Annotated in this window: 9 protein-coding genes; 7 read left to right on the top strand and 2 right to left on the bottom strand. The window is 71.7% G+C overall.

Annotation, left to right across the window (positions count from 1 at the left end; all coding sequences use genetic code 11):
- Window positions 1-72 precede the first annotated feature (72 nt).
- The 6 genes from AC1VM9_RS02925 to AC1VM9_RS02900 all read left to right on the top strand — a co-directional run bounded on the left by AC1VM9_RS02925 (window position 73) and on the right by AC1VM9_RS02900 (window position 7,137).
- Complete coding sequence (locus AC1VM9_RS02925) at window positions 73-1,077, top strand: LacI family DNA-binding transcriptional regulator (RefSeq protein ID WP_481341825.1); 1,005 nt, start codon at window positions 73-75, stop codon at window positions 1,075-1,077.
- Between the two features lie 89 nt (window positions 1,078-1,166).
- On the top strand, window positions 1,167-2,432 hold the full coding sequence (locus AC1VM9_RS02920; RefSeq protein ID WP_483121053.1) for a sugar ABC transporter substrate-binding protein: 1,266 nt from the start codon (window positions 1,167-1,169) through the stop codon (window positions 2,430-2,432).
- A gap of 61 nt (window positions 2,433-2,493) precedes the next feature.
- Window positions 2,494-3,465 (top strand): carbohydrate ABC transporter permease, encoded by a 972-nt coding sequence (locus AC1VM9_RS02915; protein ID WP_481341827.1) that lies wholly within the window; start codon window positions 2,494-2,496, stop codon window positions 3,463-3,465.
- Window position 3,466: 1 nt separating this feature from the next.
- On the top strand, window positions 3,467-4,285 hold the full coding sequence (locus AC1VM9_RS02910) for a carbohydrate ABC transporter permease (protein WP_481341828.1): 819 nt from the start codon (window positions 3,467-3,469) through the stop codon (window positions 4,283-4,285).
- A 988-nt stretch (window positions 4,286-5,273) separates the two neighbouring features.
- Window positions 5,274-6,059, top strand: coding sequence for an MGH1-like glycoside hydrolase domain-containing protein (locus AC1VM9_RS02905; protein WP_483121051.1), 786 nt, complete (start codon window positions 5,274-5,276; stop codon window positions 6,057-6,059).
- 151 nt (window positions 6,060-6,210) lie between these two features.
- On the top strand, window positions 6,211-7,137 hold the full coding sequence (locus AC1VM9_RS02900; RefSeq protein ID WP_481344448.1) for a mechanosensitive ion channel family protein: 927 nt from the start codon (window positions 6,211-6,213) through the stop codon (window positions 7,135-7,137).
- Window positions 7,138-7,742: 605 nt separating this feature from the next.
- Here the strand turns inward: AC1VM9_RS02900 and serA are convergent.
- Window positions 7,743-8,951 carry a phosphoglycerate dehydrogenase gene (serA, locus tag AC1VM9_RS02895; RefSeq protein ID WP_481341831.1) on the bottom strand — a complete coding sequence of 403 codons (1,209 nt, stop codon included), beginning with the start codon at window positions 8,949-8,951 and terminating at the stop codon, window positions 7,743-7,745.
- Between the two features lie 42 nt (window positions 8,952-8,993).
- On the bottom strand, window positions 8,994-9,755 hold the full coding sequence (locus AC1VM9_RS02890; protein ID WP_481341832.1) for a GntR family transcriptional regulator: 762 nt from the start codon (window positions 9,753-9,755) through the stop codon (window positions 8,994-8,996).
- Between AC1VM9_RS02890 and AC1VM9_RS02885 the strand changes: the two genes are divergently transcribed.
- Window positions 9,754-12,606, top strand: a complete 2,853-nt coding sequence (locus tag AC1VM9_RS02885; RefSeq protein ID WP_483121050.1) for an FAD-binding and (Fe-S)-binding domain-containing protein — start codon at window positions 9,754-9,756, stop codon at window positions 12,604-12,606. The two genes, AC1VM9_RS02890 and AC1VM9_RS02885, sit on opposite strands and share 2 nt — an antisense overlap.

Genomic DNA, 12,606 nt, shown 5'->3' with positions numbered 1-12,606 from the left:
GATGCCCTCTTGACGGCGGCTGCACCGGGGTCGACACTGTGTCGAACCGGTTCGACAGAAAGCGAGAGGTGAATGACGACCATCGGGGACGTAGCCCGGCACGCGGGTGTCTCGCGCAGCACGGTCTCGTACGCCTTGTCCGGCAAGCGGACCATCTCGCCCGACACGCGCCAGCGGATCGAGCAGGCGATCACGGAGCTCGGGTTCACGGTGAACGCCGGGGCCCGCGCGCTCGCGACGTCGCAGACGATGGTGCTCGGGCTGCTCCTGCAGTTCCACCAGGACGAGTTCGCCCCGGCGATGCTGCAGTACATCCTGCCGATCTCCACCCGGGCTCGCGAGCTCGGCTACGACATCCTCATGGTCACCGACCCGGACGGGGAGTCGGCCATCCACCGGATCGCCGACTCCAACATGGTCGACGGCATCGTCCTGCTCGACGTCACGGCCGCCGACCCGCGGCTACCGGCGCTGCGCTCGGTGGCGAAGCCGAGCGCACTGATCGGCCTGCCCCGCGACACCGCTGGTCTGGACGTCATCGACCTCGACTTCGGCGAGGCGGCCCGCATGCTCGTCGACCACTTGCACGAGCGCGGTCATCGCGAGCTCATGCTCATCGCGCCTCCGCTCCACGTCGTCGAGCGTGGCGGCACGTACGCCTGGCGCTTCCGCGATGCGGCCGTCGAGCGGGCCGCCCGCTACGGCCAGCAGATCCACGTGTACCACGGCGAGTCCCGGGGTCCGGCGATCGCCAGCACCGTCAACGGCATCCTCGACGCGCACCCCGGCGCGACAGGGCTCATCGTCCACAACGACGCCACGATCGCCGCCTTGCCGGCCATCCTGCGTGACCGTGGGGTGCGCGTCCCGGAGGACCTGAGCGTCGTCAGCCTGTACTCGCGCGACTTCGGCGAGGAGTTCTCCCTCCCGTTCACGGCCGTCGAGTCGGCCGCCGCCGAGCTCGGCAACAGGGCCGTCTCGCAGCTCATCGCCCGGATCACGAACGCACCGGAGGCGGGCCCGCCCATCGTCCGGTTCGTCGCCCCGGTCCTGCGCGACCGCGGCAGCACCCGCTAGGCGGCCTCCATCGCCGACCCCTTGCCGGTGACGTCGGTATCGAACCGGTTCACCACCACTCCAACCACAAAGATGTGAAAGGACAGCACATGCGCACCACACCACCGGTCCGGCGGACGTCAGGCATCCTCCTCGCGACAGCCGTGGCCGCGTCCCTCGCGGCCTGCGGCGGTTCGGCGGGCTCCGCCTCCCCCTCCGGCGGGCCTTCCGCGGCGGTCACGACGATCGGCTTCTGGGACCCCTACCCCCAGTACGACGACACCTCGGACTGGGCCAAGTACGTCCAGGCGTGTGCGCCGGCGGGCGCCACCATCAAGCGGACCGCTGCCCCCAACACCGACCTCATCAACAACCTGACCACGGCCGTCCGCGAGGACCACGCCCCCGACGTCGTGTTCCTCGACAACCCGGCGGTCCCCGAGGCGTCGGCCTCCGGGCTGCTCGTCCCGATCGACCAGGTCGGCATCACGGCGACGGACGCCGACGCCAACCTCGCCGGGCCGGGCACGGTCGACGGCAAGACCTACGGTGTGCCGATCGGGGCCAACACGCTCGGGCTCTACTACAACAAGGCCGTCCTCAAGGACGCAGGCGTCGACCCGACGAGCATCACGGACTGGCCCAGCCTCAACGCCGCGCTGCAGAAGGTCACGGCCGCGGGACACAAGGGCATCACCTTCGCCGGGCTGCCCGGCGAGGAGGGCACGTTCCAGTTCCTTCCGTGGTTCTGGGGGGCCGGCGCGAACCTCAAGGACGTGGGCTCGGCGCAGGCCTCGCAGGCCGGCCAGCTCGTCTCGGACTGGGTCGCCAAGGGCTACGCCCCGAAGTCGGCCACCACCGACAACCAGTCGGCGTCGTGGGACCTGTTCCTCACCGGCGACTACGGTTTCGCGGAGAACGGCTCGTGGTTCGCGGCGGCGGCCGCGAAGCAGAAGTTCCCCATCGCGATGATGCCGATCCCCGGCAAGGGCGGTCAGGCGGCGCCCGTCCCGACCGGGGGCGAGTTCGGTGTCGTGCCGCTGCACAAGGACAACAGCTCGGGCCACTACGCCGCCGCCAAGCACGTCATCAGCTGCCTCCTGGGCGCGGACCAGCAGATCAAGACCGACAACATGCTGGGCTACTTCACTGCCAGCAAGGCCACGCGCGAGAAGCAGATCGCGTCCACACCGGTCTACAAGCCGTGGGCCGACGCGATCAACAGCGCCCAGGGCCGCACGACCGACCTCGGGACGGACTACCTCAAGACGTCGGCGGCGCTGTCAGAAGCGGAGCAGACCGCCCTCAACGCCGCCGGCGACTCGGCCAAGGTGGCCGAGGCCTTCAAGACCGCCGCCCAGGCGGCGCAGGGCTGAACCCGCCACGGGGTGGGCGGCAGCGTCCGCCCACCCCGAGCACCAGCAGCAGGAGTTCCCCATGAGCCAGCACACCGCGACACCCATCCAGCAGGTCGGACAACGGGCCACGCCGACAGCCGACCGCACCGCATCGCGCCCCCGAGGGCGCCAACGGCGCCGGCAGCGGGTCGCCGGGATGCTCTTCGTCGCCCCCATCGTCATCTACCTGGTGGTCTTCTACGCCTACCCCCTCGTCGTCAACGTCTCGATGAGCCTGCGGCGCTTCACCCGGGCGACCTATGTCACGGGCGAAGCGCCCTTCGCGGGGCTGGACATCTACAAGCAGGTCATCGGCTCGCCGCACTTCTGGCCGACGGTGCAGCACACCGCCGTCTTCGTCGTCGTCTCGCTCGTCTTCCAGTACGCGATCGGCCTGGCGCTGGCCACCTTCTTCTACCGCAGCTTCCCGCTCTCGACCGTTCTGCGTGGCCTGTTCCTCGTGCCGTGGCTGCTGCCGATCATCGTCTCGGCCACGACGTGGCAGTGGATGATGGACGCCGACTCGGGGATCCTCAACCGCCTGCTCGGGGTGGTCGGCATCGACCCGGTCTGGTGGCTCAACGCCGACAACTCGTTGTGGGCGGTGACCCTGGCCAACATCTGGCTCGGCGTGCCCTTCAACCTCGTCATCCTCTACTCCGGGCTGCAGAACATCCCCAAGGACCTGTACGAGGCCGCAGAGCTGGACGGGGCCGGACCCTGGCGGCGGTTCCGCTCGATCACCTTCCCGCTGCTCCGACCGGTCACGGCGATCACCCTGCTGCTCGGGTTCGTCTACACCCTCAAGGTCGTCGACATCATCTGGATCATGACGACCGGCACCGGGTCGTCGCAGACGCTCGCCACCTGGGCGTACGGCATGGCCTTCGGCAAGGGGACGTCGGCCGTCATCCAGTACTCGCAGGCGTCGGTGGTGGGGACGATCCTGCTCCTCACGGCCCTGCTCATGGGCCTGGTCTACCTCGCCGTGCAGCGGCACGAGGAGGCCTGAGATGCGAACCGTCGACCGCAGGTGGTGGAAGACCGCCATCGGCCTGGTCCTGACCGCCGTGATGCTCTTCCCGCTCTACTGGATGGTCAACGTGTCGTTCACGCAGCGTCAGGCCATCCGGCAGGGCGACCTCGTCCCGCGGGCGTTCACGCTGGACAACTACGCCGTCGTCCTTCGCGACCAGCTTCCCTACCTCGGGACCAGCCTGCTCGTCGGGGTCGGCACGGTGGCGCTGACGCTGGTCATCTCCGCGCCCGCCGCCTACGCCCTGTCGTCCCTGTTCGTCCCCGGGCGTCGCCTCTTCAACTTCGTGCTCATCGTCGCGCAGATGGTCCCGGCCGTCGTCATGGCGCTCGGGTTCTACACCATCTACGTCCAGCTGGGCGTCCTCGACACCGTGCCGGGACTCGTCATCGCCGACTCGACCATCGCGATCCCGTTCGCCGTCATGCTCTTCGAGACGTTCATGGCCGGCATCCCGCGCGAGCTGCTCCAGGCGGCTGCCGTCGACGGGGCGTCGAGCTGGGCGACGTTCCGCCGCGTCGTGCTGCCCATCTCGCGGAACGCGGCCGTCACGGTCTCGCTCTTCGCCTTCCTCTGGGCCTGGTCGGACTTCATCTTCGCCTCCACCCTGAACCGGGAAGGCGGACGGCTGAGGCCGATCACGATGGGCCTCTACGACTACATCGGCTCCCAGAACCAGGAGTGGGGGCCGCTCATGGCGACGGCGGTCGTCGCCTCGATCCCGACCGCAATCCTCCTCGTCGTCGCCCAGCGGTACGTCGCCGCCGGCGTGACGGCGGGAGCCGTCAAGGACTAGGAGCAACGATCTCGATGCCCCCCCGCGACTCCACGACCCTCAGCGGCCGCGACCCCCAGCCCTCGGCACCGGCCGAGGACCTCGGGTTCGACGTCCGGGAGATCCCCTTCTCCCGGCGTGGCAGCTGGCTCAACCTCTCTCCGGTGACGGCCCTGCACCGGACGACCGACACCATCCACCTCGTCTCGCACCGCAACGGGTTCCACGGCGTCCTGGCCCTGAGCCCCGAGGTCGACGGCACGCCCGTCGACGCGGAGTGGGTCGCAGACCCCGCGCGCTTCACCTGGCGGAGCGAGCACGGCACCGTGGACGCGGCCTTCGCCGGGGACGACGTGCTGCGGCTGCGCGGGGTGGGGCTGGCCCTTCGTGTCGCCGACGCCGCGGCGGCACTGACGCCGTTCACGGGCACCTACCTGTTCACCGACCCGAGCGACGGCGCAGCCGTGTTCACCAGCTACGAGACCGGGCACCGCTACCGGGTCCGCGTCCTGCACGGCGCCTGCGACACCGAGGGGGCCGAGGCGCTGGGGACGGCGTCCCGCTCGGTGCTCGTCGGCGCGGACGGTGAGCCCTGGGAGGCCGAGGTGCGGGAGGCGACGTCGCAGCAGACGTCCACCGCCGGCCCGTCGTTCGAGGAGGTGGTGAGCGCCTCGTGGACGGACTTCCGGGAGTACCTCGACGCCGTCGCCCCCTGGCGCGACGAACGGACCCCGGCCGCGGCCCGCGCAGCCTACGTGCTGTGGTCGGCCACCGTGGCGGGCAGCGGGCTGCTCCGCCGGGAGTCCGTGCTCATGTCCAAGCACTGGATGGACAAGCTGTGGAGCTGGGACCACTGCTTCAACGCCCTGGCCCTGGCGCCGGGAGCCGTGGACGCCGCCGTCGACCAGTTCCTCGCACCCTTCGACCACCAGGACACCTGCGGAGCGCTGCCCGACTCCGTCACCCACTCGGAGGTGCTCTACAACTACGTCAAGCCGCCCATCCACGGGTGGGCCCTCCGGCGTCTGCGCGCCCGGAGCGAGCGCGCACTCACTCGCCCCAGCTCGAGCAGATCCACACCGGCCTGGCCCGGTGGAGCAGCTTCTGGCTGGACCACCGCCGCCGGCCGGGGCACGAGCTGCCCTACTACCAGCACGGCAACGACAGCGGCTGGGACAACGCGACGACCTTCGACGTGGACCGCGTCGTGGAGGCGCCGGACCTCGCTGCCTTCCTCGTCCTCCAGCTCGACGTGCTCGCCGAGCTCTGCGACGAGCTCGGCCACCCGTCCTCGGAGTGGCGGGGCGCTCGTGACCGGCTGCTGGCCGCCCTCCTCGAACAGCTCTGGACCGGAAGGGAGTTCATCGCGCGCGGGGTGCTCTCAGGTCGGGCGAGCACGTCGACCAGCCTGCTCAACCTGCTGCCCCTCGTCCTCGGCCCACACCTGCCGGCAGAGGTCCGTGACCGGCTCGCGGCTCGCGTCGAGGAGCACCTCACCGAGCACGGGCTCGCGACGGAGCCGGTGACGTCGGCCCGCTACGAGGACGACGGCTACTGGCGTGGGCCGATCTGGGCGCCGTCGACCGCGCTCATCGAGGACGGACTGCGCGTCAGTGGAATGACCGAGCTGGCCGACACCGTGAGTGCCCGGTTCCGCGCGCTGTGCGAGCGTTCCGGTTTCGCCGAGAACTTCGACGCCCGCAGCGGCGCCGGCCTGCGGGACCGCGCCTACACGTGGACGGCCGCGGTCTACCTGCTGTTCGCCGCCGACCACGTCCGAGGGTCTGCCGCCTGACACGCCCGGGCTCCGGCGCGGTCGTCAGGCGAGACCGACCAGGACCTGCGTACGGCGGACGCCCGCCGGCCTCCCCGTGGCCAGCGGTGCACTCGACGGTGCGATGGGTATGTCGCCCTCGTTCCGTTGGCGACCCGTAGGGAGCACGACCATGACTGACAACGTGAGCTCGACCCTGACGGACCTGTGGCGCTCGATCGTGCTGTTCGCCCCGAAGTTCGTGGCCTTCCTCGTCATCCTGCTCGTCGGCTGGCTCATCGCCAAGGCGATCGGCAAGGCGGTCGACAAGGTGCTCGAGCGGGTCGGCTTCGACCGCGCCGTCGAGCGCGGCGGCATCGAGAAGGCCTTGGCGCGCAGCCGGTACGACGCGTCGACGATCGTCGGCAAGCTCGTCTACTACGCGCTGCTGCTGTTCGTCCTGCAGCTGGCGTTCGGGGTCTTCGGGCCGAACCCGATCAGTGACCTGATCACCGGAGTGATCGCGTTCCTGCCCAAGGCGATCGTGGCGATCATCATCGTCGTGGTGGCCGCGGCCATCGCGGCCGCGGTGCGTGATCTGATCGGCACGGCGCTGGGGGGCCTGTCCTACGGGCGCGTGCTGGCCACCATCGCCAGCGTGTTCATCCTGGGTCTGGGGATCATCGCGGCGCTCAACCAGGTCGGCATCGCCACCACGGTCACGACCCCGGTGCTCATCACGGTGCTCGCCACCATCGGCGGCATCCTCGTCGTCGGCGTCGGTGGTGGGCTGGTGCGCCCGATGCAGTCACGCTGGGAGCAGTACCTGGAGCGGATGTCCCACGAGTCGGGCCGCATCCGTGAGCAGGTGCAGCAGTCGTCGCGTCGCGAGCAGGCCGGCGCGGTCCGCGACCCGTACGACCCGTACGAGGCGCCGGCCGGCGCCGGTGCAGCCGGCTCGTCCTCGTGGTCCTCCACGGTCGACGACGAGGTCCCGCCGCCCACACGCTCGCAGGCGAACGACGACGTGTACCAGGCTCGGCCCGCCGGGGGCTCGGCGCCCGCTGGGGGCTCGACCGAGGTGTACGGCACCGAGGGTGGGTACGATCCCCGGCACTGAAGGCACAAGAACCCTCTCGGGTCGTCGGGGGTGGCGAGAGGTCCGAACGCCGGCAGGTGGGCCGGCGCGTCTGCGGCGGGGAGCGCTCCCGAGCCCACTGTCGTACGTACGGCCCTCGTGACCGTCTCGGCCGTCCACCCTCGCGGTCCTCGAGCCACGGCGCCGGACTCCCGGGACCGTTCCCGCCGTCGCGGTACGGCGGTCTGCGGCTCGGGGGAGGTGGCGCCGGGGCGACGCTCTCCTCCGGCCATTCGGCGACGACGATCGCCTCGAACTCGGCCCGGACCAGGTCCGGGTCCGAGCAGACCAGCTCGAGGAACCGGTCCGCGTCGGTCCGAGTGGTGCTGTGGTCACCGACGCCGGAACACGGTGAGGTGGCTCGCAGCAGCATGTCGACACCTCCATCAACGCCTCGACGCTGCGGATGCTCGTTCATCGACCCGATCCCGGGGAGTGGGATCTCTGGTGCGTGGACTAAATCTCATATAGCACTCGGCATCGAGCGGTGGCAAGAGGGCCCCGGGGGTGCTTCGGGGTGGCGCACAGCGCGCCGGCGGGCGCGCCCGGGCGGGTTGGTCACCCGGCCCGGGCGCACGCCCCGCAGGTCATTCCGAGACGCCGTCCCAGGCCTCGAAGTGGACGACCTCGGCGGCCTGACGCAGCGATGTGAGGGTCTCCTCCTTCACCGGCACGTCGGTGTCGGTGACGACATAGCCCAGCTCACCGTGCGTCGCGAGGGACTGCCCGACGATGTTGGCGCCGGCTTCGGCAAGCCGGTTGTTGATCGAGGCGAGCACGCCCGGCACGTTCCGGTGCAGGAGGGCCACCCGGAAGGCACCCTCGCGTGGCGCCGGCGCCACCTGGGGCAGGTTGACCGACAGCGCGGTGGCGCCCGTGGCCAGGTAGCCGGTGAGCTTGCCCGCCACGAACGAGCCGATCTCCTCCTGCGCCTCCTTCGTCGAGCCTCCCACGTGCGGCGTGAGGATGACGTTGTCGAGCCCGCGCAGGGGCGAGTCGAACGGGTCGCCCTGGGCCTTGGGCTCGATCGGGAACACGTCGATCGCCGCGCCGGACAGGTGCCCGCTGAGGATGTGGTCTCGCAGGGCCTGGTCGTCGACCACCATGCCGCGCGAGGCGTTGATGAACACCGAGCCGGGCTTCATCCGGGCGAACTGCTCGGGCCCGAACAGGCCGGCGTTCCCGGGCCGGCCGTCGACGTGGATGCTGACGAAGTCGGACTCCTCGAGCAGCTCGTCGAGCGAGCCCATGCGGCGCGCGTTGCCGTGCGCGAGCCGGTCGGCGGTGTCGAAGAAGACGACGCGCAGGCCGATGGCCTCGGCGACGTTGGACAGCTGCGTGCCGATGTTGCCGTAGCCCACGATGCCGAGCGTGCGGCCACGCGTCTCGTAGGCGCCCTTGGCCGACTTGTCCCAGATCCCGTCGTGCATCCGCTGGGTCTTCTCGGGGAGCCGGCGGGCCAGCGCGAGGATCTCCCCGATGACGAGCTCGACGACGCTGCGCGTGTTGGAGAACGGGGCGTTGAAGACGCCGATGCCGAGCTCGGTCGCCCGCGTCAGGTCGACCTGGTTGGTGCCGATGCAGAAGCAGCCGATGGCGCGCAGGTCGGGGGCCGCGTCGAGGACCGCGCGGGTGACCTTGGTGTTGGACCGGATCCCGAGCACGGCGACCCCCTGCAGGGCCTCGACGAGCTCGGCCTCGTGCAAGGACCCGGGGCGGACCTCGACGTCGAACCCGTGACGGCGGAACGTCTCCGGGGCGACGGGGTGGACGTTCTCCAGCAGCAGTACCTTCACGCTTGTCTCCTCTGGCCTCCCGTCAGCGCGGGACGGCCGTACTCATGGTGCTGTCGGTCTCAGGGTGCCCCAGCCGGCGGCCGGGACGTGGTCTCGTGCGCCCGGTGAGACGGGCTCGAGCCCGGGCGCGGGAGGGTGCAGGGTGCGGGTCAGCAGCTCCCCGGTGTGCTCGAGGTGGCGGCGCATCGCCGTCTCGGCGTCGGCTCCCCGGCGGTCGAGGATCGCGGCGACGATCGGTTCGTGCTCGGCACAGATCTCCGGCAGCGTCCGCCCGGCCGCGGTGGTCGGCGGGCCGAGCAGGGCCGTCGTGGCTCGCAGTCGGTCGATGATCGCGGCGGCGCGCTGGTTGCCACCCGCCCGCATCAGACGGTCGTGCAGGGTGTGGTCGGCGACCCAGAACCGGTCCTCGGCCGTCGTCGCCGCCGTCATCGCCTCGAAGGCCGCACGGATGCCGGCGTGCTCGGCCTCGCCGCCGTGCTCCGCTGCACGGCGGGCCGCGACCGGCTCGAGCGCGAGACGGATGTCGATGATCTCGTCGATGTCGTGGGCCTGCGGGGTCAGGACCCGGAACCCGCGGTTGCGGTTGATCTGCACGAGGCCGGCCTCCGCCAGTCGCAGCAGCGCCTCACGGACCGGGCTGCGGGACACCCCGAGGAGGTCCGCGAGCTGGTACACGGAGTACGTGTCGTCCGGGACGAGCTCGCCGGCGATGATGCCCGCGCGCACGGCGTCGACGACGGCGTCGGCAAGAGAGGACGCGCCGTGCGGGAGGGACAGCCGGACCATGAGTAACATGTTACCCATGGTCGAACCCTCCGCCGACGTGGTGTCCGCCCTGGCCGGCGCCGGGCTCGAGGTCCGGGCGGACGCGGGGACCCGCAGCATGTACGCCTCGGACGCCTCGTTGTACCGCATCCCACCCCTGGCCGTCGTGCGCCCACGTGGCGTCGAGGACGTCGCTGCCACCCTCGCCGTGGCCCGCGAGACGGGGGTCCCCGTCACCTCGCGAGGCGCCGGGACGTCCGTGGCGGGCAACGCCGTCGGACGCGGCGTCGTGCTCGACTTCTCCCGGCACATGAACCGGGTGCTCTCGGTGGACCCCGACACGCGTACGGCGGTGGTGGAGCCGGGCACGGTCCACGCCGTGCTGCAGCGGGCGGTCGCCCCCCACGGTGTCCGGTTCGGGCCCGACCCCTCGACGCACCCGCGCTGCACGATCGGGGGGATGATCGGCAACAACGCGTGCGGCTCGCGGTCCCTGACGTACGGGCGCACCTCCGACAACGTGGCGGCTCTCGACCTGCTGACCGCGGCCGGTGACCTTCTGTCCACGGGCTACGACGAGACGGGCGACCCGTTCGCCCGGGGCGCCGACGCCGTGGTGTCCGGCCTGCGGACCGTCATGTCCCGCCACCTGGCGACGGCGCGCACCGAGCTCGACAGGTTCGACAGGCAGGTCTCCGGGTACGCCGCGCACCACCTGCTGCCCGAGCGGTTCGACCTCACCCAGGCGTTCGTTGGCTCGGAGGGAACCCTCGGGGTCATCACGCGGGCCACCGTGAGACTCGTCGTCGACGCGCCCGTCCGCGTCGTCGTCGCCCTCGGGTTCCGCGACATCGTCGCCGCCGGGCGGGCCGCGCCCGCAGTCGTGGCGCACGGGCCGACCGCGTGCGAGGGGCTGGACTCCCGGCTCATCGACGTGCTGCGCGCTCGCCGCGGCCCGGACGCGATCCCTCCGCTGCCGCGAGGGCGGGCGTGGCTGTTCGTCGAGCTCGCCGGCGACGAGCTGGGCGAGGTCGCGGCCCGGGCACGACGCCTGGCGGGGGAGGGGCTCGCCGACGACGCCGTCATCGTCGAGGACCGCGCGGTGCAGGCACGCCTGTGGCGGATCCGCGAGGACGGCGCCGGCCTCGCCGGACGCGCCCCGTCGGGCAAGCCGGCCTGGCCCGGCTGGGAGGACGCGGCCGTGCCGCCCGAGCGCCTGGGGGACTACCTCGCCGCCTTCGACGACCTCGTCGGCTCGTACGGCCTGACGTCGGCGCCGTTCGGCCACTTCGGCGACGGCTGCATGCACGTCCGGCTCGACGTGCCGCTCGACCGGCCCGACGGGACCACCGTGCTGCGCGAGTTCCTCACCGAGGCAGCGCGGCTGGTCGGTGGGTTCGGCGGCTCCCTGTCGGGTGAACACGGCGACGGACGGGCCCGGTCGGAGCTGCTGCCCCACATGTACTCGGCCGACGCGATCGCCCTGTTCGGCGGTATCAAGCACGCCTTCGACCCGGAGAACCTGCTGAACCCCGGCGTGCTCGTCGACCCGGACCCCCTCGACCGGGACGTGCGACCCGCGGGCCGGTTCCCGCTCCATGGCCTGGCCATGGCCTACCCGCACGACGACGGCGACCTCGCCCAGGCGGTGCACCGGTGCACGGGCGTCGGCAAGTGCCGTGCCGACAACGCGGCGGCCGGCGGTGTCATGTGCCCCTCGTACCTGGCGACGCGCGAGGAGAAGGACTCCACCCGGGGCCGCGCCCGCGTCCTGCAGGACGTCGTGCGCGGCGAGCTGCCGTGGTCACACCCGTCGGTGCACGAGGCGCTCGACCTGTGCCTGTCGTGCAAGGGTTGCGCGTCGGACTGCCCGACCGGCATCGACATGGCGACGTACAAGTCCGAGGTGCTTCACCAGACCTACCGTCGCCGGCTGCGCCCTCGCTCCCACTACACGCTCGGCAAGCTGCCGATGTGGGCCCGGCTGGCGGGCCGCGTACCGGGGCTGGCCAACCGGGCGCTGACGCTCCCCGCGCTCGGCCCGGTGGCGCTGTGGCTGGCGGGCGTCGACCGACGCCGCTCGATCCCGGCGTTCCCCCGGCGTCCCTTCCGGCGCACCTTCAGGTCGGAGGCCTCGGACCTGAAACCCGTTGTGCTGTTTGCCGACTCGTTCACCGACGCGTTCTCACCAGAGGTGGCCGACGCGACCGTGCGAGTGCTGCGCCACGCCGGGTACGAGCCGCGGCTGCCGAGCCGCTCGGTGTGCTGCGGGCTCACGTGGATCACCACCGGGCAGCTCGACTCCGCCAAGGGCATCCTGCGCCGGACCGTCGCGGCGCTCGCGGCAGATGCGCGCGCCGGTGTGCCCATCGTCGGGATCGAGCCGTCGTGCACGGCGGTGCTGCGCTCGGACGTCCACGAGCTGCTCCCCGGCGACGAGGACGCAGCCCTGGTCTCCTCCCAGGTCCGCACGCTCGCCGAGCTGCTCGCCCAGACCCCGGGCTGGACCGGTCCCGACCTCACCGGGACGCAGGTCATCGCCCAGCCTCACTGCCACCACCATGCCGTGCTCGGCTGGCAGACGGACGCCGACCTGCTCGCGGCCACCGGCGCGACCGTGCAGACCCTGCCGGGGTGCTGTGGGCTCGCCGGCAACTTCGGCGTCGAGGTCGGCCACTACGACGTCTCCCTGGCCGTCGCGAACCAGAACCTGCTCCCCGCGATCGACGCGGCGCCCGATGCCGTCGTGCTCGCCGACGGGTTCTCCTGCCGCACGCAGGTGGCAGACCTGCGGGACCGGCCCGCGCAGCACCTCGCCCAGCTGCTCGACCCGGCAGCGGCCGGGACGCCTGGGTCCGGGCCCCGGTCGGGTGGCAGGAACCGCGCGTAG

This window comes from Monashia sp. HAY1-11D, from assembly GCF_056868035.1.
The sequence above is the reverse complement of the archived record's forward strand: the minus strand, read 5'-3'. Positions and strand labels throughout refer to the sequence as shown.